18 protein-coding genes are annotated in these 21,560 nt (G+C 45.5%); 16 read left to right on the top strand and 2 right to left on the bottom strand.

Features of this window, described 5'->3' with window-relative positions:
- Positions 1-41: 41 nt before the first annotated feature.
- The 15 genes from ACYFDN_RS17250 (at position 42) to tldD (ending at position 18,120) form a co-directional block, all read left to right on the top strand.
- Entirely contained in the window at positions 42-659 is a 618-nt protein-coding gene (locus ACYFDN_RS17250; protein ID WP_016400721.1) for a pilus assembly FimT family protein, read from the top strand.
- A gap of 36 nt (positions 660-695) precedes the next feature.
- Complete coding sequence (locus ACYFDN_RS17245) at positions 696-1,160, top strand: prepilin-type N-terminal cleavage/methylation domain-containing protein (protein ID WP_483512072.1); 465 nt, start codon at positions 696-698, stop codon at positions 1,158-1,160.
- Positions 1,161-1,209: 49 nt separating this feature from the next.
- A complete protein-coding gene (locus ACYFDN_RS17240; RefSeq protein WP_016400723.1) occupies positions 1,210-1,686 on the top strand; it encodes a type II secretion system protein in 477 nt (158 codons plus the stop codon).
- A complete protein-coding gene (locus tag ACYFDN_RS17235) occupies positions 1,673-2,200 on the top strand; it encodes a type IV pilus modification PilV family protein (RefSeq protein ID WP_483512071.1) in 528 nt (175 codons plus the stop codon). The genes ACYFDN_RS17240 and ACYFDN_RS17235 overlap by 14 nt, the downstream gene beginning before the upstream one ends.
- A complete protein-coding gene (locus tag ACYFDN_RS17230; protein WP_483512069.1) occupies positions 2,200-3,012 on the top strand; it encodes a PilW family protein in 813 nt (270 codons plus the stop codon). Before ACYFDN_RS17235 ends, ACYFDN_RS17230 begins: the two co-directional genes overlap by 1 nt.
- Positions 2,984-3,448: a hypothetical protein gene (locus ACYFDN_RS17225; RefSeq protein WP_483512068.1), complete on the top strand. Its 465-nt coding sequence runs from the start codon at positions 2,984-2,986 to the stop codon at positions 3,446-3,448. Before ACYFDN_RS17230 ends, ACYFDN_RS17225 begins: the two co-directional genes overlap by 29 nt.
- Positions 3,445-7,311 (top strand): DUF6701 domain-containing protein, encoded by a 3,867-nt coding sequence (locus ACYFDN_RS17220; RefSeq protein ID WP_483512066.1) that lies wholly within the window; start codon positions 3,445-3,447, stop codon positions 7,309-7,311. Before ACYFDN_RS17225 ends, ACYFDN_RS17220 begins: the two co-directional genes overlap by 4 nt.
- 178 nt (positions 7,312-7,489) lie before the next feature.
- Positions 7,490-8,533, top strand: coding sequence for a rod shape-determining protein (locus ACYFDN_RS17215; RefSeq protein ID WP_016400728.1), 1,044 nt, complete (start codon positions 7,490-7,492; stop codon positions 8,531-8,533).
- An 82-nt stretch (positions 8,534-8,615) separates the two neighbouring features.
- On the top strand, positions 8,616-9,431 hold the full coding sequence (mreC, locus tag ACYFDN_RS17210; RefSeq protein ID WP_483512064.1) for a rod shape-determining protein MreC: 816 nt from the start codon (positions 8,616-8,618) through the stop codon (positions 9,429-9,431).
- Positions 9,432-9,455: 24 nt separating this feature from the next.
- Complete coding sequence (mreD, locus tag ACYFDN_RS17205) at positions 9,456-9,941, top strand: rod shape-determining protein MreD (RefSeq protein ID WP_016400730.1); 486 nt, start codon at positions 9,456-9,458, stop codon at positions 9,939-9,941.
- The gene (locus tag ACYFDN_RS17200) at positions 9,938-10,516 is read left to right on the top strand and encodes a Maf family protein (RefSeq protein WP_483512063.1); all 579 of its coding nucleotides are present in this window, start codon (positions 9,938-9,940) and stop codon (positions 10,514-10,516) included. The genes mreD and ACYFDN_RS17200 overlap by 4 nt, the downstream gene beginning before the upstream one ends.
- A gap of 6 nt (positions 10,517-10,522) precedes the next feature.
- Complete coding sequence (gene rng / locus ACYFDN_RS17195) at positions 10,523-11,992, top strand: ribonuclease G (RefSeq protein ID WP_016400732.1); 1,470 nt, start codon at positions 10,523-10,525, stop codon at positions 11,990-11,992.
- A gap of 4 nt (positions 11,993-11,996) precedes the next feature.
- Positions 11,997-15,848 (top strand): YhdP family protein, encoded by a 3,852-nt coding sequence (locus tag ACYFDN_RS17190; RefSeq protein ID WP_483512062.1) that lies wholly within the window; start codon positions 11,997-11,999, stop codon positions 15,846-15,848.
- Positions 15,845-16,669 carry a carbon-nitrogen hydrolase family protein gene (locus tag ACYFDN_RS17185; RefSeq protein WP_483512061.1) on the top strand — a complete coding sequence of 275 codons (825 nt, stop codon included), beginning with the start codon at positions 15,845-15,847 and terminating at the stop codon, positions 16,667-16,669. The genes ACYFDN_RS17190 and ACYFDN_RS17185 overlap by 4 nt, the downstream gene beginning before the upstream one ends.
- Before the next feature lie 5 nt (positions 16,670-16,674).
- Positions 16,675-18,120, top strand: a complete 1,446-nt coding sequence (gene tldD / locus ACYFDN_RS17180; protein ID WP_338622289.1) for a metalloprotease TldD — start codon at positions 16,675-16,677, stop codon at positions 18,118-18,120.
- A 50-nt stretch (positions 18,121-18,170) separates the two neighbouring features.
- On the opposite strand, the gene yjgA is transcribed toward tldD, so the two are convergent.
- Positions 18,171-18,677 (bottom strand): ribosome biogenesis factor YjgA, encoded by a 507-nt coding sequence (yjgA, locus tag ACYFDN_RS17175; RefSeq protein WP_483512060.1) that lies wholly within the window; start codon positions 18,675-18,677, stop codon positions 18,171-18,173.
- Between the two features lie 104 nt (positions 18,678-18,781).
- Here yjgA and pmbA point away from each other — a divergent pair, with 104 nt between their 5' ends.
- Positions 18,782-20,119: a metalloprotease PmbA gene (gene pmbA, locus ACYFDN_RS17170; protein ID WP_016400737.1), complete on the top strand. Its 1,338-nt coding sequence runs from the start codon at positions 18,782-18,784 to the stop codon at positions 20,117-20,119.
- A gap of 70 nt (positions 20,120-20,189) precedes the next feature.
- Here pmbA and mgtE read toward each other — a convergent pair whose 3' ends face one another.
- Positions 20,190-21,551 carry a magnesium transporter gene (gene mgtE, locus ACYFDN_RS17165; protein WP_016400738.1) on the bottom strand — a complete coding sequence of 454 codons (1,362 nt, stop codon included), beginning with the start codon at positions 21,549-21,551 and terminating at the stop codon, positions 20,190-20,192.
- Positions 21,552-21,560 lie beyond the last annotated feature (9 nt).

The raw sequence follows: 21,560 nt of genomic DNA, 5'->3' as shown, positions 1-21,560 counted from the left end.
GTCTAACAGTGACAACAATTTCTACGGTATCAAGATCTACAATGAGACAAGCTGGCTTCTCGCTGATTGAGTTGGTGATTGTAATTGTTATTCTGGGCATCTTAGCAGCTACCGCTTTGCCGCGATTTTTAGATGTAACAGAGGAAGCTAAGGTAGCGAGCTTAGAGGGCGTAGCCGGTGGTTTTGCCACTGGTGTCTCGTTAGCCCGCGCTCAATGGGAGGCAGAAGGTCGCCCTAGTGAAAATGGCAAAAATGCCGTTATTTATGATACTCAAAAAGTGTATTTAACCACGCCTACTGCAGCGCAGATAAGCAATGGCAGTGTTGCTCCTGGTTATCCTATGACCAGCGACGATGAAGACGTGGATCCCGGAACCTTATCCGGAGACAAGTGCTTGAAAGTGTGGGACGCAATTTTACAAAATCCAGCCCGCGCTACGGCTACCTTCTCTGAGGTAGCTAACCAAGGTGATTATTTCAAGTATTACACCACGGTAACGGGAGCCGCAGAGGAGACGCGATGTATTTTCTATCAAGTAAACTCTTTGGCTAAAAATAGTGACGGTTCCTACGTGGATCCTGGTAACGATGAAGGTTCATATAACAATTTCACGTATCAACCAGCCGCAGGGCGGGTTTTTACTAACATTCCTAACTAACGATTTATAAATCAATAATTTTCTAAGGATATAGAAATGAAGGCAATTAAACAGCAAGGTTTTACGCTAATCGAATTGGTGATTGTGATTATCATCTTAGGTATTTTGGCAGTAACAGCTGCACCTAAGTTTTTGAACTTACAAACGGATGCGCGTGCATCAACTTTAAGTGGCTTAGAGGCTGCACTAAAAGGTGGTGCAAACTTAGTATACAGCAAGGCGGCTATTGCTGGGGTTGAGCGCCAACCTTCAGATTCAGTTTCAGACTCGGGCACTACTATCGCTACTGCTTTTGGTTACCCACAAGCTAATGCTAGTTACTTGAATTGGGTAGATGCTAATACTGGTGATTGGGATGCAACGGTAACGAATGATTCTAATATCGTTTTCCGTCCTAGTTCCGCCGCATCTGGAGCCGCATGTACAGTGACCTATACTCAAGCAACAGGAACAGATAACAACCAATTACCGACTTATGATGTTGATAAATCTGGCTGTTAATAGTTTAAAAGGCTAGCTTCGGCTAGCCTTTTACTTGTTAATGTAGAAATTGGAACTTCCGCGAATACCTCATCCTAAAACCTCCGGCTTTACCATTATTGAGCTGGTGATTACGCTCATCTTAATTGGCATTCTTGCCATCACAGTTTTACCTAAGTTCTTTCGCGGTGGCTTTGCTGAAATTAGCCTGCGGGAGCAACTATTAAGTCGCTTGCATCTTGTGCAAACCCAAGCAATGAATCATTATCAAGACTGCTTCTTTCTGCAAGTAAATACTGATAACTATTTCTCTGGCGAGTTGTCTACCGATGGTAGCTGCGCCAATACATCTCCTCCTTTGGAAGCTGTTTCTTATTCTAGCGATTTGTTGGTGAGCCAAGGAACCATTCGTTTTGATGGCATGGGGCGAGTAAGGCTTGCCGATTCATCATTGTGCAGTCAGTTCCCTTGTGTGATAAGCGTAGAAGGCGATGATACTCACACTATTATTATAGAATCAGAGGGCTATATTCATGCGCCCTTATAAGCAGCCTTTTGCTGGTGGTTTTACCCTTATCGAATTAATTGTAGGCATTGTTGTGTTGGCCATATCGCTGGTGGTGATTACCTCTTTTCTAGCACCACAAGCGCTCAAAAGTGTTGACCCGGTCTACGAGGTGCGCTCGGCCGAGCTTGGTTCAAGTTTAATGAATGAAATCCTTGGCAAATCATTTGATGAAAACTCTGATCACACCGGAGGAGGGCTTTGGCGCTGCAGTGAAACTGGGCAGTTGAGCTGCACGGCAGCTAGTGACTATGGTCCCGAAGGAGAAGACCGTGGGCAATACAATGATGTAGATGACTATCACACCAACGGCAACTTCATTGCAATTGATGATAGCTTAGGTGCTGATTTATCAGATATTTATCGCAATTTTTCTTACCGAGTTAACGTTGATAGCAGTGATCATGGCATCAATGCAGCCAAACGTATCGATGTAACAATAAGAGCTCCTAATGGTATTGATTATGCCTTTAGTGCCTATCGGTGGAACTACTAATGCGTCGCTTGTATGGGTTCACGCTAATTGAATTGGTCATCACCATGGTGTTGTTGGCGATTTTAGCGATTGCTACTAGTGATTTCCTGCGCACTGGCAGTTTGATATACCGCCAAGGCGCAGATCGCCAAGTATTGTTGGGTGAAGCGCGTTTTGCCATCGAGCGTTTAAATCGCGAGCTACACAACAGCTTACCAAACAGCGCGATGCTGGGCCAAAATAGTGCTGGCGAAGCTAATCATTGTTTAACCTTTGTGCCTACCTTTTCTAGTCATACCTATATTGAATTACCGATTACGCCTAGCAGCGCGGCTTCTGGCTCTGTCGTTACTTCACTCAACCAACCTGCTGTTACAGCGGCTGGCAATGCTTGGCTAGGTGTTTATGTATTAAACAGTGATGAAGTGCTAAATGCCAATGGCGCCTTATTAGATGCCAATTGCACCGCAGCCACAGGCAAGGTGTTTTGTTTAAGTAATATTACAGCTGATGCAAGTTCTGGTGTTAGCACGATTAGTTTTGCTGGCTCGGTTAGTGTAAGTACCGATTCTCCGTCACAGCGCGCATTTATATTAGATGAACCGATCCGTTATTGTGTGGAAGGTAGTAACCTGTTGCGCTTTCAGCCGGCTGACAGTGGCAATGGGGTATTAATGGCCAGTAAGCTTGAAGCAAACAGTGCTGTTCAGCCATTTCAAGTGTCGCCTGCTAGCTTGACCCGAAATGGTTTAGTGAACCTTCGCTTGCGCTTTGTTGAGAATAGAGAAGTAGTGGAATTTAATCATGACATCGTCGTTCTTAATCAGCCCTAACATAAAGGCTAACCAAACACTTCCTACCCGCCAAAGTGGTAGCGCTTTAGTGGTGGCTATTTTTGTTATTGTAGTCATGGCACTAATCAGCGTGGGATTAACGGCGATGATTCAAGACACCTCCCGCAATGCCGCATGGGATGTTCTAGGAACGCGTGCTGAGTTAGCGGCTTATTCTGGTTTAGAGCAAGCACTGTCAGAACTATTTCCTCTCAACGTACCGGCAGCAACTTTGGGCCAATGTAGTAATGTGACCTCAGCACCAATTCTTAATGGTCAAGGGCTGTCGTCATGCGGCGTTACCGTGACTTGCCAGCAAAAAGACATCACAGAGTTAAGTGCGCGTTTCTTTGATCTTCAAGCAACTGGCCAATGTGGCTCTGGAGAGGTATTGGTCCAGCGTAGCCAAAGTATTCAAGCAAGGAGTGCCTTATGAAGTTGTGGTCCTTATTTGCGAGCTATTTAGGCATAAGCCTTTTGCTAGGAGCTCAGCCTGTTCAAGCGGTTGAGTGTCGAGAGGTGTTTTCTAGCCCTATCGCATCGTCACAAAACAATGCTCGCTTAGAAATTAATTGGCTGTCTAGAATTTATGGTTCTAATCAAGGTCGCTTAGATATCGACCAAGTGGATAATCAAGATACCTCTGGGGATACCTGCCCAGATGCTAATACCGATTGTATCCCTAGTGGAGATCGAGCCAGCTCCGGTAATAATGTTTCCATCGAGAAAATAAACAATGGCCAATCAGTTAATGCTGGTTATCAACAAAGCGTAGTATTAGGCAGCGGTAGCTACAATACGAATAACTTTGCCGATGTTGAAGGTGGAACTCAAAGTACCATCACTTTTTCAGCTAACCAAGATGAATATTTTATTGAAAATATAAACCTTGGCTATCAAAGTACTTTAAATCTTTATCCTGGGACTTACTGGGTTGATGGAGACTTTTCAATAGGCTCTGAAGCGACCCTCCAAGTATTAGGAGGTAGCGGCACAGTAAAGATTTTTGTGAAGGGGGATGTCAGTGTTTTCTACCAAACTGAAATTAATCAGGGAGGTGACCCTCTGCGCTTAGCTATTTACTCTCGTGAAGATATTAACCTGGCAAATGAGACTAAATCTGCCTTTATTGCTTATGCTAGACGAAATGTTTCACTTGGCTATCAGGCTCAGGTAGACGGCGCATTGTTCACTCAACAGCGGGATGTGATTTTAGCCAACGAAGTGCAAGTTCGTGGGATTAGCAATGCCGGAGAAGTCGATTTTGCACCTGTATGTGATGGCTCATTGGTTGAGCCTCTGCTATTACAATTTGGTAATTCAGGCGCAGGTCAAAACGGTGGAACAGTCACCTTTGATCAAGCGTATCAGTCTAAACCTTTAGTTTTTTTGATGACGCCAATGGATGCCAGTGACCCAAATAACGATGGTCCAGTGGCGGCGATTTTAACCAGCGTAATTCAAAGCAATGGTGAGTGGACGGGCTTTACCTGGGCTCGGCAAGAGCCACCAGGCAATACAACTGCCTCAAAAAATATTCAAGCGGTTGATTGGATTGCAGTGAATGAAGGTGAACATTTTCTGGAAGACGGTACCGAGTTAAGAGCGGGCACCATTGATACTAATGAAGCCTTCCCCTTCCCAGATAGAAATTACTTTAATGTTGATATGCCGAACTATCTCACAGTAGTTTTGCATCAAATGCAATCACGTAATAACAACTGTTGGTTAACCTCAAACTCAGAGTACAACAATAACGGCATTCGCCTAGCGATAGATAGCAGTGAAGCCTATGACTTTCGATTTTTCTCTCGCTATTGTGTGTCGGACAATGCTTCAATCTATTACGAAGATTTACAGGATGAAACAGTCGCCTACCTTGCTACAGAGCCAACGGTAGGCGCTATAACTGTAGACAATCAGGTGGTTAATTATCAGTTTGGCAACTCTGTTACTCATGGCAGTGGCAGCAGCACTATCAACCCTGCAGCCACTTGTAACTACACAACCAGCTATCAAACTAATCTGTTTTCTACTCCACCTATCTTGGTGGGTAGCAAAAATGAGCGACGAGGCAACAACGGCGGTTGGTTAAGGCGATGTCAGCACAATGCTGCCGACTTTTCGATGATCACTGAAGAAGATCAATACCTAGATAACGAACGAAGTCACTTAGCGGAGGAATATAGCTATATGGCATTCGCCTCTAATTCTTCGGTGCAAGTGCCTGGCCTTAATATCTTTGCTGATAGTGCTGGACTTACCTGTGATATCCATGAGGTGACTATCCAAGCGACTTTAGATGGGCAAATTGACCAGAACTTTCAAGGAACCGTTGGACTGAGTACTTCAACTAATCGTGGTACGTGGTCGCAAGGTGATGGTCAAGGCAGCTTGCAAGCTGGAGCCGACAACGGCCAAGCCAGCTATAGTTTTGTACCTAATGATTTAGGTGAAGTTACTTTGGGCTTACTACATCCCTTAGAAGGCGCAGTAACACTCACTGTAGCCGATGGCGGAATTAGTGCTACTACTGTTGTGACCTTTAATTCCTATGGGTTTAAAGACGAGCTAATTGGAACCTGGGGAGAGAATCCCCATAAAGCCAATACTGAGTTTGTCCTCAAGCTTACCGCAGTGGGGAAAGACCCTGCAGGAGGCGCTGGCTGTAGTCAAATTGGTAATTATGAAGGTACCAAAAATCTGCGTTTTTGGACTGATTATATCCAGCCTGCATCAGGAACGCGGCAACTCGCGGTACAAGATCAGCTAAGCAATAGCTTTGAAAATGTAGGCACTAATCAAAACACTAGAACTACGATTCAAACAGTATTTTCCGGTGGCGAATCTCAGCTTAATTTACGCTATCCCGATGTTGGCCGTTTGGGTATTAACTTTTGGGATGAAGAAGGCTCGGAAATTGATGGCTCAACCGCAACCTTGTTGGGGAGCACGACCGCGGAGTTAATACCAGCGGGTTTCCAATGGCAAGACATAAAAAATCAAGCAGATGAAACCATAGTCAATCCTGCAACTTACTTCACTAAAGCAGGTGACCCTTTCATTTCATCTTTGATTGCGGTTATAGACAACTGCGATATCAGTACACAAGGACAAGACTGCAATGCGGCTAACTTTGTTGCAGACCCTGATTATTTGGAGCAGGAAGCTAGCTTAGAAAGCCCTTCAAATGGAGAGCTAGGAACACTTAGCGATGGAACGATTGATAGCCAATCAGCAGGTGTGATGCAAATCATCGATACCAACTATTCGGAAGTGGGCAGTATTAATTACACTGGCGAGGTGACTGAGTATCTAGGTTATGTCTTGGAAGATTATGCAGTAGGAAAAGCCAGTGATGTGGTGGGTAGTTTTTATCCACATCACTTTGAACTAACCTCGGCGAGCATTCAAGCTGCCTGTTTAGCGGGTGATTTTACTTATATTGGTCAGCAAGAGCAGTTGGTGAGTTGGACTTTGGTGGCTGAGAATGCCTTCGGTGTTACTACCCAAAATTACTCTACAGATAAAGGTTACCCTGTTACCGAAGTTGGCAAAGAACCAGCCAATGATTGGAGTTTTGTTAGTAGCTCTGCGGTGGCGGGTTTTGATGATGGCTTTATGATAGAAGAATCTACTAGTACATGGGCTGATGGCGTGTTTACCCAAACTGATTTACTTTCTGGCGTTGAAAAGCCGGTAACGGCGCAAGCTCCGGTAGTAGACGGTGCTATTAGCTTATTTTATCAACATAGCGATGCTGGTATTCAATCTACCGATGGCACTTATGTGTGTGTAGGAGATGATGATACTGCTTATAGCTGTGTGTTGGGTACTGCTCCAGAATTGCGCCATGGTCGAATTAAGCTTAATAACGGCTTTGGCTCAGAGCTTCAAGCTATAGCAGTTAATGGCGATTTGCAGTATTACGAAGGCAGTCAGTACATCCGAAATACTGATGATGTGTGCAGTAATCTCAATCTTCCTATCTCAGAGTTTTTACCTAAAGTTGATTCCGACACTGCCCAAGTTGGTGGAGGCAGTTCTGATGTTTCACTTCGTTCTCCAGGCATCGCTGAGCAAGGCGTAATTTGGGTCGATTTTACTGCTCCGGGTGATAGCAATACTGGGCAAGTGGATTATTGGTTTAATTTAGACAGTAACCTTAATTGGTTACGTGAAGATTGGAATGGCAATGGCAGCTTTGAAAGTGCAGATGATGCTATTGGAAGTGGCCAAGTCACCTTTGGCGTGTTTCGTCAAAGTGATCGGGTTATTGATCGCAGGATGCGTTATTAGTCGTTGATTGGTTGAAAAATATGCAATCTAAACCGAGGATTTAGCCAAAGGCAGGTGATAGCCTTCACTATCCTTGGCATCTCTCTAGAGTATGCTTGCTAGTCGCGGTTTGCATTGGTAAAGTGAGCCAAGTTTTAATCGCTTATCATCGACACTATTTCTCAGGATTCGCCCAGCTATGTTTAAAAAGCTCCGAGGCTTGTTTTCTAACGATTTGTCTATCGACTTAGGAACAGCCAATACACTTATTTATGTAAAAGATCAGGGGATCGTTCTTAACGAGCCTTCAGTAGTGGCGATTCGCCAAGAGCGCGCTGGTAGCCCCAAAAGTGTCGCTGCGGTAGGTCATGCCGCTAAGCAAATGCTAGGCCGTACTCCTGGTAACATTTTGGCGATTCGTCCAATGAAAGACGGCGTAATTGCCGACTTTTATGTTACTGAAAAAATGCTGCAGCACTTTATTAAGCAAGTTCACGACAATAACTTCTTGCGCCCAAGCCCTCGGGTTTTGGTTTGTGTTCCTTGTGGTTCTACCCAAGTTGAGCGCCGTGCAATTCGTGAATCGGCTATGGGAGCTGGAGCACGTGAGGTTTACCTCATTGACGAACCAATGGCTGCAGCGATTGGTGCCGGCTTGCCAGTATCAGAAGCTACCGGTTCTATGGTGGTAGATATTGGTGGTGGTACTACCGAAGTAGCGATTATCTCGCTAAACGGGGTTGTTTACTCTTCTTCAGTACGTATTGGTGGTGACAAGTTTGACGACGCCATTATCAACTACGTGCGTCGTAACTACGGTAGCTTAATTGGTGAAGCAACTGCCGAGCGCATTAAGCATGTTATTGGTTCTGCTTACCCAGGTGACGAAGTTCGTGAAATTGAAGTGCGTGGCCGTAACCTTGCTGAAGGAGTGCCAAGAAGCTTTACTCTGAACAGCAATGAAATCTTAGAAGCCTTGCAAGAACCTCTTTCAGGTATTGTAAGTGCCGTAATGGTAGCGCTTGAGCAAAGTCCTCCAGAGCTAGCATCTGATATTTCAGAGCGCGGTATGGTGTTAACTGGTGGTGGCGCCTTGGTTCGCGATTTAGATCGCTTATTGATGGAAGAGACCGGTATACCTGTAGTGGTTGCCGATGACCCTCTAACGTGTGTGGCGCGAGGTGGCGGTAAAGCTATTGAAATGATCGACATGCACGGCGGTGACTTGTTCCATTACGAATAAGTAACACCTAACGAAGAACACGCCTTGTGTTCTTCGTTTTATTAACTTTGTTCCAAACAGACAACTACTTAGGTAACGACCGATGAAACCTATCTTCGGCCCAGGTCCATCTTTAGAGCTTCGCCTTGTGCTCGCTATTTTGTTGTCCATTTCTTTGATTTTCATCGACAGTAAACTGATTGCCTTTAAGCAAGTGCGTGTATATTTGCATTCCGCTGTGAGTCCCTTGCAATACATTGCCAATATGCCGGGTCAACTTATGGACTCAATGTCCAATCAAGTGATTACCCGTGAACAACTGAAAAAACAAAATAATAGCCTGCGAGAGCAGCTACTGCTAAATCGCGCAGATCAATTGTTAATGGAAAGTTTAGCCAAAGAAAATACTCGGTTACGGGCTTTATTAGGCTCTCCAGTACGCAATGATAGCCGTAAGCTGGTGGCCGAAATTATGGCCGTGGACTCCGATCCATTTTCGCATCAGGTGGTTATTGATAAAGGTAAACTAGATGGAGTATTTGAAGGGCAACCTGTCATCAACGATATTGGTGTTATTGGCCAAGTATTGCATGTAGGCACTACCACCAGTCGAGTATTGCTTATCACCGATGCGAGTCATGGCATCCCGGTGCGTATTGCGCGAAATGACATTCGCGCAGTGGCTACTGGCACTGGCGAGTTAAATCGTTTGCAGTTGCCGCATATTCCGCGAAGTACCGACATAGGTGAAGGTGATGTGTTGGTTACCTCTGGTTTGGGCGGTGTATTTCCTGAAGGCTACCCGGTGGCGGTCGTTAATCGCTTTGACTATCAGGAAGGCAAACCCTATGCCGACGTAATGGCTACACCGGTCGTTGAGTTAGATCGCTTACGTTATTTGTTATTAATTTGGCCCTAAACATTCGCTTGGTAAAGGCATAGCATGATTGAAAAAATTAATGGCCGTGGCGCCATTATCGGCAGTTTGTTCATCGCACTAATATTGGCAATCATCCCTTTGCCTTTGATTGCCGACGCCTTTCGCCCGGATTGGGTATTGGTGTGTGTTTTCTACTGGACAATCGCTTTGCCCCATCGCAGTAACGTGGGCATTGCCTTCGTCGTAGGCTTTATTCTAGACCTTCTGCTCGGCTCAACCTTAGGTGTTCGGGCCTTGGCAATGTCGATAGTGGCTTATATTGCCGCCACTAACTTTACCCGTTTGCGTAATTTTTCGGTTTGGCAACAAGCACTTGTGGTAGGCGGGTTAACAGGTTTAGCTAAAATAGTGGTTTTTTGGGCGGAATACCTCGTTCAAGATATTCAGTTGCCTTATGGTTACTTTTATCCGGTTATTACCACTACTGTTGCTTGGCCTTGGATATTTTTACTGCTGCGTAAATTGCGCCGCCAGTGGAAGATTTCATGATACAACAGTGCCCACTTATTTTAGCCTCGGCTTCGCCAAGAAGACGTGAACTACTAGGCCAGTTAGGCTGGGTGTTTACATCCCAAGCCGCGGATATTGACGAATCACCAAAAGAGAATGAAGCGGCTGCAGATTTAGTGTGCCGCTTAGCCGAAGAGAAAGCCGCAGCTGTAGCTAGTTTGCATCAAGCGGATTCGGCAGCGGTGCTTGGCTCAGATACTATTGTGGTTTGTGGTGATCAAGTGCTGGGTAAACCAAAAGACGCCAACCACAGCAAAACGATATTACGTTTGCTAAGTGCTAAGCAGCATCAAGTAATGACCGCAATTTGCCTGTATTATCAAGGTCGGACGCATACTCAGCTAGTGACCACAGAGGTGTACTTCTGTGAGGTTTCAGATAGCCAAATAGCTGAGTATTGGGCCAGTGGTGAACCGGCAGATAAGGCCGGAAGTTATGCCATTCAAGGGCTTGGCGGTAGGTTTGTCGAACGTATTGAAGGTAGTTATAGTTCGGTGGTTGGTCTGCCATTGGTAGAGACCGACCGCTTACTCCATTTACATTTAACTCGCTAGGTTACTATGTCAGCAGAATTATTGATTAACGTTACCCCAACCGAGACTCGTGTAGCTTTAGTGGATAGCGGGATCTTGCAAGAAACCCACGTAGAACGTGATGCGCGACGCGGTATTGTTGGTAACATGTACAAGGGCCGAGTGAGTCGGGTATTACCCGGTATGCAGGCGGCTTTTGTTGATATTGGTTTGGAAAAAGCGGCATTTTTACATGCCTCTGACATTGTTCCTCATACCGAATGTGTCGACATTACTGAGCAGGAGCATTTCCAAGCGGGAAATATTGCCGAGCTAGTTAGGCAGGGCCAAGACATTATGGTGCAGGTGGTTAAAGATCCACTGGGTACCAAAGGTGCACGCTTAACTACCGATATTACTTTGCCTTCACGTTACTTGGTATTTATGCCTGGCAGTAGCCATGTTGGGGTATCACAGCGGATTGAAAGTGAAGAAGAGCGGGAGCGCTTAAAAGAGATTTGTGGCGACTTTGTTGATGAGCTGGGCGGTTTTATTATTCGTACCGCCGCAGAAGGTATTGGCGCTGATGAGCTTGAACAAGATGCTGCTTTTTTAAAACGAGTATGGCGCAAGGTTTTACAGCGTAAAGAGAGCTCGCCAAGTAAAAGTAAGCTGTACGCAGAGCTAAATTTAGCGCTGCGGATCATTCGTGATTTTGTAGGGACTCACTTAGATCGAATTCGGGTGGATTCAAGGGAAACTTACGAACAACTGGTTTCTTTTAGTGCTGAGTTTGTGCCCGAGTTTACCGAAATTCTCGAGTACTATGCTGGCGACAGACCGATCTTTGATTTGTTTGATGTAGAGAATGAGATTCAACGCGCCCTAAAACGACGTGTGGACCTTAAGTCTGGCGGCTACCTGATTATCGACCAGACCGAAGCGATGACCACCATCGATATCAATACTGGCGCTTTTGTTGGTCACCGAAACCTCGAAGAAACTATTTTCAATACCAATATTGAAGCAACTCAATCAATTGCTCGCCAGCTGCGTTTACGCAACTTGGGTGGCATTGTGATTATCGATTTCATCGATATGGCTGATTCTGAACATCAGCGCCGCGTATTGCATAGTCTAGAACTGGCTTTAGCTAAAGATAGGGCCAAAACTAACATTAGCGGCTTCTCTCAGTTAGGTTTAGTAGAGATGACTCGTAAACGTACTCGCGAAAGTATTGAACATATTCTGTGTGGCGAGTGTCCAACTTGTCGTGGTCGCGGTACGGTAAAAACAGTTGAGACAGTATGTTACGAAGTGCTGCGTGAAATCATTCGGGTTAATCGCGCTTATGACGCCGATAACTTCATTGTTTATGCGTCGACCAAGGTGGCAGAGATGTTGATGGGAGAAGAGTCTCACAGCCTAGCAGAATTAGAGGTGTTTATTGGAAAGCAAGTTAGAGTTCAAACTGAACCAATGTACAGTCAAGAGCAATTTGACGTGGTATTAATGTAGGTTTATGGCAACTCCTTTACGCCGTGGCGCCAGAAAATGCTGGTACGGCCTTGCAATAGTATTAGTGATTATTGCCGTGTGCTTAAGTATTGCACGCGGCATTTTATCATTTGCCAGCAACTATAAAGACGACCTTGCACAGTGGTTAGTGGCCGATCAAGACGCCGAGTTACGTATTGGTCAGTTGAGTGCTCGGCTGCGCAACTTTAGACCAATGCTGGTGTTTGAAGATTCCGAGGTAGCGATTGGCGAAGACCGCAATACCCGCTTCAGTGTTGGGGCCTTAATGCTAGAACTAGATCTTTGGGAAACACTTGAACAACGCCAAGTGGTATTCAAAGATTTGGTGCTTGATGAATTCCATTTAAAACTTAGTGTTGATCCCAACAATAGTAGGTCTTCTCGCGATTTTAGCCAAAGCTATCAAGCCATTAGTAATGTGTTTTTGGGGCAGTTGGCGCAATTTAGTTTAACCAATAGTCTCATTGAACTGAGCTTCCCAGAACATAGCATGAATTTTGATATTGCTAGTTTAGATTGGGTGAACAAGGGGGATTTACACCAAGGTAATGGTGAAATTCTGATTGGCCAAGATTTGCAAAATGGTCAAGTAAGTTTTCGCATTGACCTAATCGGTGATGCTGCCGATGTAAGTGGCTTAACGGGGAAGTTATTCGCTAAGGTTGAACATCTAAATTTAAAAGCCATGCGCAGATTGCTGGGTGCTTCGGCACAGCATTTTGAGAGTGATGTAAATCTTTCACTATGGGCAGAATTTGGCGCAGAGCAGCAGCAACGTTGGCTAAGCCAGTGGCAACCTAGCCATTTATCGTGGGGCAAACAGAACCAACAAGTACTGCGTATTGACAACGGCCTTGTCCAGGGGCTGAAGGTGGCTGATAAGTGGCGAATTGATAAGCTACCTTGGCAGTTAAGTGTTAACGATAAAAGCACCGATTTCTCGTTACAAGGTTTGGTGAGCAAACAGCAACAGGCATGGCGCTTGGCCGAGCTTGATTTAGCGACTTGGTCACCGGTGTTAGCAGTGCTAGAAGACAGCGAGTCGAGCATAGCGTGGTCTCAGTTACTAAAGGGAGGGCAACTTAGCCAGCTGGAGCTTGAATATCAGCAAGCCACTAAGCAACTCACTTATCAAGCTGAGCTACTTGATGTGAGTACCCAAGGCCAAGCGTTTATTCCTAGTCTTAGCGGCTTAAATGCTAAGGTGCAAGGCGATAAATATCAGGCTAATGTCAGGTTGCAGCAACAAGGCGACTTTCACTTGGGAGTGCAATTTGAAGAAACTTGGAAAATTGAAAAGCTTGATTCTGATATAGCGATTCGTTTTGCCGATCCTGGATTGAGTTTACGCAGTCACCATACTCACTTAATCACTCCTGAATTAGATTTTGCTGGCATGTGGTCGCTAACTTGGCTAAAAGATGGCGCTTGGCCAGTATTGAGCTTAATGGCGAACGCCGAAATTAGAGATGCAGGTAAAGCTTATTGGTATTATCCAGAAGTTATGCCGGGTAAGGTGTTTTCTTACTTAAAAGATGCTTTGGTGGAAGGGCAGGCAAAGCATAGCCAAGTACTGTGGTATGGCCAACTTAATAACTACCCCTATGATGCGAAGAACGGCATCTTCCAAGCCTTTGTTCCACTAGAGAATGCCACTTTCAAATTTGACCCTGATTGGCCAGCACTGGAAGAGTTGCAGCTAGATTTACTGTTTCAAAATGATGGCCTATTCATGGAAAGCAACCGCGCACGTTTAGGCGAAGTCCCCGCCCAACGTATTAGCGCTAGTATTCCACAGTTTCAAAGTCATTCGGAGCTTTTCATTACCGGTGAAATTGCTGGTCCAGCGGAAGGCGTGCAAGACTATCTATTGCAGTCACCCATCGAAGCGCTTAGCGATAGCTTAGCGCAATTGCCTTTAGGTGGCGGAGACGTAGCTGGTGAGATTTACTTGAACATCCCGCTTTATGATGGCGAGGTTGAGGTAAATGGTCATGTTGATTTTAATGGTAACAGCATTGATGTTAAGCCGGCCGGCATGAGCTTGAGTCAGGTGAATGGCCGCTTATATTTTCAAAATGAAAAGTTACGTACCAATAACTTAAGTGCACTGTGGCGCGGTATGCCGCTGGACATTAAATTTAGTACTGAAGCCTCGGCAGATAACTACTTACTTAACTTCGATCTCGTAGGCCGTTGGCCGCTGCGTGATGCGCAGCGAGCCTTTGGTATTCCGCTTAGCGATTATACTTCTGGTAGCCTTAATTGGCAGGGCGATTTAGATATTCGCTTAAAACCCGAAGGCCAGTTCGATTATAAGGGCGACTTTCGAAGTGACTTGCTAGGGCTCGCCCTAACCCTTCCTGAACCTATTCAAAAACGCCCAGCAGAAACTTGGCCTACCGCACTGAGTATTAGTGGCGATGGTTTAAGTGGAAAACTGCAGCTGGAATCTAACCAGTTGATCTCTGCTGCTGCTCAAGTTGATTTTGTCGATGAGCAGAAACAGCTTAAATATGCCTTGCTTAATTTAGGTAAAGATAACGATCTACTGTGGCAGGGCGAAGGCTTAGCGATGTCTTTTGATTTCGCTAAGCTAGATTTAGAGCCATGGTTAAAGTGGTCAAAGCAACAAATTAAGTTCACCCCAGAAAAGCCAGAATCAAGCTACACCAACGTGAGTCTCACTGTACCTCCTTTGATGTTTATCCGCGGATCCGTTGATGAAGCGCAGTTACTCGGCCAAAAACTAAACAACCTCAATATTGCTTATTTGCCGCGCAGTAAAACCCAGCTGCAAATTGAATCTGAACAGTTGATAGCTAGTGTTGCGGTGCCTGATGCGCCAAGCATAGAAGACGCCGTGAAAGTAAACATTGAGAAAGCACAGCTGAATGAGCTAGATTTTTCCCAACTGGATAGTGAAGCTGAGCAAACCCAAGCAGTGGCTGAACAGCAAGGCAGTTCTTTACTTGAAGTATTGCCACCAATAGCGATTAGCTGTAACGACTGTCAGTTTGGTGACTATCGTATCGGTAACGTTAAACTAGACCTGCCAATAGAAAACCAAGCGATGGAGAATGGCCGTTTATGGGTTGATTGGGGTCATAGCCAGCTTACCGCAGCGATGTTTTGGAACGTAGTCGACGAGCAAGAGCAAGCCGGGTTTGCTGGTAGCTTCGACAGCTCTAGCATGGAACAAGTGATTGAAGATTTAGGCCGAGATAGCCCCTTAAAAGGCACACCTGCACGCTTTACCTTTGATGTAAGTTGGCAAGACAGCTTACTCAAACCACAAATGAACAGTTTGGATGGCTCTATATCGGTGAAGACCGATAAGGGTGTTGTTACTGAGATGAGCGACAAGGGCACGCGCTTGCTTACCCTCGCTAGCCTAGATACCATTCGACGCCGCTTACAGCTTGATTTTAGTGATGTATTTGAAAAAGGACTGCACTTTGATTCAATGAGTGGCAGCATTAATTTTGATAATGGCGTGGGTAATAATCAAGACTTTTACTTAGATGGCGTAGCTGGCGCAATGCGTGGTAAAGGTGAAGTTGACTTCCGCGATGGCCAAATTGATTATCGAGTGAGTTACTCACCTAAAGTGACATCCAGTCTACCGGTACTTGCCGCCTTTTTGGTAACACCTGCTACTGGGGTTGCAGTGTTGGCATTGTCTAAACTGCTAGAGCCGGTGGTGGAAGTGGTGACGCAAATTGATTTCGCCCTAACCGGTAATCTTGCTGAGCCAGAGCTTATCGAGCTTGAGCGGGTGAAACAAGAAATTAAAGTACCCGATGAATTTAGAGCCAAAGAGTCTCGCCAATGAAACTGATCGCCCTACAAATGACCTCAAACGGTGTGGTCGAAGACAATCTCAAGCAGGCTGAAGATTTACTGCAACAGGCTAAGCCTAAGGCCGGTGACTTAGTGCTATTGCCCGAAAACTTTGCTTGTTATGGTGGTGGCGATAAGGCCTATATGTCTATCGCTGAGCATTTAGGCAAAGGGCCGATTCAAACTTGGCTTAGCCAACAAGCCAAGTTATATGGCATTTATTTGGTGGCTGGTAGCGTGCCTACAAAAGCTGAAGAACAGCACCGTTGTTACACCACCAGTTTGGCTTTCTCTCCTGCTGGAGAGTTATTACAGCATTATCACAAGCTCCACTTGTTTGATGTGGATGTGGCTGACAACGTGGGGAGTTACCGAGAGTCAGACAGTTTTGTTGCTGGTGAGCAGCTTGCTTGGTTTGATATGGGCGCAACTCGAGTAGGAATGGCGATTTGTTTTGATTTACGTTTTCCTTACTTATTTCAGCTGCTGCGCCAACAGGGCTGTGATATTGTATTACTTCCTGCTGCATTTACTGCATTAACTGGGGAAGCCCACTGGCAAGCGTTACTGCAAGCCAGAGCCATAGAAAACCAACTCTATTTAGTGGCCGCCAATCAAACAGGAACACATAAAAATCAACGCCAAACTTGGGGGCATTCGATGATTGTTGACCCATGGGGGCGTTGTTTAGATCTACAGCCAAGCGGAACGGGGCCAGCAAGAGCCGATTTTAATCCGCAGCTATTACAGCAAGTTAGGGACCGGATGCCCGTGCCGTTGCATGGTCAATTACAACTAGGGTGGAGAGAATAAACACTATGTCGTTTGAAAAAGTCAGTCAGTCATTACTGGTGCCGGGAGGCATTGGCGAACAAGAGCTAAGTATGGCGCTGACCGAAGTGGCAAAACACCAAATTGATTATGCTGATCTGTTCTTCCAACATAGCCGCCACGAATCGTGGGTGTTGGAAGACGGTATTGTAAAGGAAGGAAGCTATAACATTGAGCAAGGCGTAGGAGTTCGCGCGATAAGTGGCGAGCAAACTGGTTTTGCCTATTCCGATGTGATTAATAACAGCGCGTTATTACAAACTTGCCAAGCAGCACGAGGCATCAGCTCAAAAGGTGTAAACGCCAAGATTAAACCTTTTAGTAAGGTTTCTGCTGAACAGTTTTATCAAGCTGATAATCCATTAGTGAGTCTGTCTAATCAGCAAAAAATTGCCCTATTAGAGCGAGCAGACAAATATGCGCGCAGCTTAGATCCTGCTGTTACTCAAGTAATTGTTAGTTTGAGTGGTGTTTATGAAGAGGTATTGGTTGCTGCCAGTGATGGTACCTTAGCGGCCGATATTCGCCCTTTAATTCGCTTTAATTGTAGTGTGTTGGTGGAACGTAACCAGCGCCGAGAGCGAGGCTCCGCTGGTGGCGGTGGACGTCGGAATTACAGTTACTTTTTAGAAGATGTTAATGGGCGCGAGCGGGCCATGGGCTTTGTTGATGAAGCAGTGCGCCAAGCCTTAGTAAACTTAGAGGCTGTAGATGCCCCAGCTGGCTTAATGCCGGTGGTATTAGGTGCTGGTTGGCCTGGTGTATTGCTGCACGAAGCTGTCGGTCATGGTCTAGAAGGCGATTTTAACCGTAAGGGCTCTTCGGCTTTTAGTGGTTGTATGGGTGAGCAAGTGGCCTCAAGCCTATGTACTATTGTTGACGATGGTACCTTAGGGCAGCGCAGAGGCTCTGTAAATATTGATGATGAAGGTACACCAGGACAATACAATGTATTGATAGAAAATGGTGTACTGAAAGGCTATATGCAAGACAAGCATAATGCTCAGTTAATGAATACCCGCTCTACTGGTAATGGTCGTCGTGAATCTTACGCGCATTTACCTTTACCACGTATGACCAATACTTATATGTTACCTGGCGAAAGCGAACCTGAAGAACTGATAGCCTCGGTGAAAAAAGGGATCTTTGCGCCTAATTTTGGTGGCGGACAGGTGGACATTACTTCGGGTAAATTTGTGTTTTCCGCTTCAGAAGCTTATTTAATCGAAGATGGAAAGATTACCACGCCAATTAAAGGTGCAACACTGATTGGCTGTGGTCCAGAAGCAATGCAACAGGTGTCTATGGTAGGCAATGACCTCGCTCTTGACCAAGGGGTTGGGGTATGTGGCAAGGAAGGTCAAAGTGTACCTGTTGGAGTTGGTCAACCCAGTGTTAAACTCGATGAGTTAACGGTTGGCGGTACGGCGTAAATTAATTGCGTAAAAAAAGGGGCTTAGGCCCCTTTTTTGTTTTTAGCTTATTAAGCGTTTTCTTTTAAATACTTAGCTAAATCTTGGTGAGCCTTTGCTGGCTTTTCTTGCTCGGCTTCTTTTTTGGCTTGGCGCACTAATTGGCGTAGTTTTTGGCGTTCTAAACTTGGGTTTTGCTCAAGCAACTGATTAATTGCAGCATCGCCTTCGGCAACTAATAAATCTCGCTGCTTTTCCAACGCTAACTGCGCTTGAGCTTGATAAATGTGCTTGTTGCGAATTTTATCTAAGCCTGCACTGATTGCTTCTTCATCTTCGGTACGCATTACCTTGCCAATGTAATTCATATGGCGACGCGCCGCTTCCCGCTTGTCTTTTAGGCGTTTAGCTAAGGCAATGGCTTCGCGCAGTGTTGGGCTCATTTCAATAGTGGCGAGCTGCGGGTTGGTAAGGGCAACTAACTCGGCACCTATTTTTTTCAGCCGATCTGCTTCACGTTTGATTTCAGACTTGCTGATCCAATCGTCATCATCATCATAGGGCTGTTGATTCTTCATTTTTAACTCTCGTGGTACTTTTTTTCATATCTTACCAGTTCTTGCATATGGTCGCTCGATGAGTTTTGTTATGCTAGTGCCATGCATGGAGATGAAGAATAACAATGAGCCCTGAAAAACAAGTTAGCCAAGAGTTAAGTCAATTGAAGCAGGCGGTGGAATTCGCCTTAGAGCAAGCCAAACAGTTGGGTGCCGATGAGTCTGAAGTATCAATTTCAAAGCAAACTGGGATTTGTGTAGCAACCCGTGACCAACAGGTTGAGACTTTGGAGTTTAATCACGATGGCGCCTTAGGCATCGCCGTATACTCAGCTAATTGTAAGGGCAGTGCTTCAACCTCAGACTTAAGCCCAGAAGCGATTAAAAATGCAGTGAAAGCTGCCTATGATATTTCGCAATACACCTCTAAAGACTCAGCCGCTGGAATCGCCGATAAACAACTTCTAGCTAGCGATATTCCCGATCTAGAGCTGTTTCATCCTCATCCCTTAGAACCTGATTATTTTATTGATGTGGCTAAGCAGTGCGAAGATATCGCTTTGCGTAACCCGCAAATTAAGGCGAGTGATGGCGCTAACATCAATAGCCATTATGGTGTGAAGGTATATGGTAATAGTCACGGCTTTTTAGCCGGTTATCCAACTAGTCGTCATAGCATTAGTTGCATGCTAATTGCTGGCGAAAAAGAGATGCAACGTGACTATGCCTACAGTGTGGCGCGTGATTTTGCAGATCTTGATAGTATCGAAACCATAGCCGCTAAGGCCCAGCAAAAAACCTTAGGGCGCTTAAATAGCCAAAAAATCTCTACCTGCGAAGTACCCGTGGTATTTGACCAAGATGTAGCCAGTGGGCTATTTGGTCATTTAGTTGGGGCCATTAGTGGTGGTAACTTGTACCGTCGTTCGTCGTTCTTGTTAGATAGCTTAGGCAAGCAATTATTCCCTAGTTGGTTGTCGATTTACGAAGACCCATTTATTAAAAAAGGCTTGTCGAGTACGCCATTTGATAGTGAAGGCGTCGCACCAACCGCGAAACACATTATTGCTGACGGTAAGTTAGAAACTTACTTACTTACCAGTTATTCGGCGCGTAAGCTGGGAATGCAAAGCACCGGCCATGCTGGTGGTATTCATAACTGGAAGGTTAAGCACAGTGGCATAAGTCGCGCAGAGTTACTTAAGCAAATGGGCACTGGCTTGCTAGTGACTGAGATGATGGGCCAAGGGGTAAATACCGTAACAGGTGATTATTCACGTGGCGCAGCAGGTTACTGGGTCGAAAACGGTGAGATTGCTTTCCCCGTACATGAAATTACTGTGGCCAGCACCCTACAAGAGATGTTTGCTAATATTGTGGCGATCGCTGACGACTTTGATAAAGAAAGTGCAATACAGTCGGGCTCTGTGCTGATTTCATCGATGAAAGTAGCAGGTAGCTAGGCGTTAATTCTCAGCTCTTAACCTTGTTGTTTGAACAGGTTAAGAGCCGTTGACCAGATAACCCTGTTGTTTAGGCCAGCACTAAGGTGGCCATCCCTAAGAAAGAAAATAGCCCCATTACATCAGTCACGGTGGTTAATGCCATACCGCCTGCTAGTGCTGGGTCAATTTTAAATTTCTTCATTAACAGTGGAATAGTTACGCCGGCTAAACCGGCCAGTGACATGTTAATGAACATCGCACCAGCAATAATAACCCCTAAGGTCCAATCGCCTTTCCATAGAGTAACTACCAAGGCAATCACAGTTGCCCAGATAATCCCATTTAGCATGCCAATTGCAGCTTCTTTGCCAATTAACCAACGTGAGTTACCTTCACCAATATGCCCCACGGCTAAACCACGAATAACCAAAGCAAGGGTCTGATTGCCTGCAATTCCCCCCATGCTGGGTACAATAGTCATTAAAATGGCCAAGGTGGCTAACTGCTCTAGGGTTGATTCAAACATATTGCTGATGGAGGCCGCCACTAAGGCCGCGCACAGGTTTACTGCTAACCAAAAGGTGCGGCGTTGGGTACTTTTAACCACTGGGGCAAAGGTATCTTCATCATCGTCCATGCCCGCCATACCCATCATGCTGTGTTCAGCATTTTCGCGAATAATATCGACCACATCATCAATGGTGATCCGGCCTAGCAGTTTACCTTGTTCATCAACTACTGGAGCCGAAATCCAGTCATGGCGTTCAAATAATGCTGCTACGTCGTTTTCATCCATAGATACATGGATGGTCTCTGCGTTTCCATCCATTACTTCTCGAACATTAACGTTGGGGCTTACCGTAAGTAGAGTAGATAAAGGAATATCGCCCAGTAGCAAGTCATCTTCGTCAACTACGTACAGGGCGTCGGTAGCCTCTGGCAGTTCGCCACGTAAACGTAAGTAGCGTAATACCACGTCGATACTTACGTCGGCTCGCAAGGTAATGGTATCGGTATTCATGATACTGCCAGCAGTATCTTCAGGGTAAGCTAGAGCCGCTTCTACACGGTGCCTGTCTTGACCATCCATTTGCTCAAGAACTTCTTGGTACACGCTGTCGGGCAGACTTCTTAGTACATAAGCGATGTCGTCGGTATCCATGCCTTCAGTTGCGGCGGCCAGTGTTTCTGGAGCCATTAACTGAAGTACCCCTTCCATTACATCTTCGTTTAGTTCTTCGAGGATTTCACCATGTTGCTCGGGATCGGTGAGTTGCCATAACACTTTACGCCCTGCTGGTGGGCTAGATTCTAGTAATAGTGCTACGTCACAGGGAGGCATTTGATGAAGCATGCGCCTAACATGCACGAACATACCACTGTCGAGGGCTTGATTTAGCTCCTGTAAGCGTTTGTGCTGATTAGGGTTTAACTCCATCTCTTCTGGCATAAGCGATCC

Source organism: Agarivorans sp. D1326 (assembly GCF_056958115.1).
This window is presented reverse-complemented; position numbering and strand designations above follow the sequence as displayed.

Excerpts from the sequence above, each read along its gene's own strand:
- ACYFDN_RS17250 (WP_016400721.1), top strand. The coding sequence starts at position 42 with ATGAGACAAGCTGGCTTCTCGCTGATTGAGTTGGTGATTGTAATTGTT.
- ACYFDN_RS17245 (WP_483512072.1), top strand. The coding sequence starts at position 696 with ATGAAGGCAATTAAACAGCAAGGTTTTACGCTAATCGAATTGGTGATT.
- ACYFDN_RS17235 (WP_483512071.1), top strand. The coding sequence starts at position 1,673 with ATGCGCCCTTATAAGCAGCCTTTTGCTGGTGGTTTTACCCTTATCGAA.
- ACYFDN_RS17230 (WP_483512069.1), top strand. The coding sequence starts at position 2,200 with ATGCGTCGCTTGTATGGGTTCACGCTAATTGAATTGGTCATCACCATG.
- ACYFDN_RS17225 (WP_483512068.1), top strand. The coding sequence starts at position 2,984 with ATGACATCGTCGTTCTTAATCAGCCCTAACATAAAGGCTAACCAAACA.
- ACYFDN_RS17220 (WP_483512066.1), top strand. The coding sequence starts at position 3,445 with ATGAAGTTGTGGTCCTTATTTGCGAGCTATTTAGGCATAAGCCTTTTG.
- ACYFDN_RS17215 (WP_016400728.1), top strand. The coding sequence starts at position 7,490 with ATGTTTAAAAAGCTCCGAGGCTTGTTTTCTAACGATTTGTCTATCGAC.
- mreC (WP_483512064.1), top strand. The coding sequence starts at position 8,616 with ATGAAACCTATCTTCGGCCCAGGTCCATCTTTAGAGCTTCGCCTTGTG.
- mreD (WP_016400730.1), top strand. The coding sequence starts at position 9,456 with ATGATTGAAAAAATTAATGGCCGTGGCGCCATTATCGGCAGTTTGTTC.
- ACYFDN_RS17200 (WP_483512063.1), top strand. The coding sequence starts at position 9,938 with ATGATACAACAGTGCCCACTTATTTTAGCCTCGGCTTCGCCAAGAAGA.
- rng (WP_016400732.1), top strand. The coding sequence starts at position 10,523 with ATGTCAGCAGAATTATTGATTAACGTTACCCCAACCGAGACTCGTGTA.
- ACYFDN_RS17190 (WP_483512062.1), top strand. The coding sequence starts at position 11,997 with ATGGCAACTCCTTTACGCCGTGGCGCCAGAAAATGCTGGTACGGCCTT.
- ACYFDN_RS17185 (WP_483512061.1), top strand. The coding sequence starts at position 15,845 with ATGAAACTGATCGCCCTACAAATGACCTCAAACGGTGTGGTCGAAGAC.
- tldD (WP_338622289.1), top strand. The coding sequence starts at position 16,675 with ATGTCGTTTGAAAAAGTCAGTCAGTCATTACTGGTGCCGGGAGGCATT.
- yjgA (WP_483512060.1), bottom strand. The coding sequence starts at position 18,677 with ATGAAGAATCAACAGCCCTATGATGATGATGACGATTGGATCAGCAAG.
- pmbA (WP_016400737.1), top strand. The coding sequence starts at position 18,782 with ATGAGCCCTGAAAAACAAGTTAGCCAAGAGTTAAGTCAATTGAAGCAG.
- mgtE (WP_016400738.1), bottom strand. The coding sequence starts at position 21,551 with ATGCCAGAAGAGATGGAGTTAAACCCTAATCAGCACAAACGCTTACAG.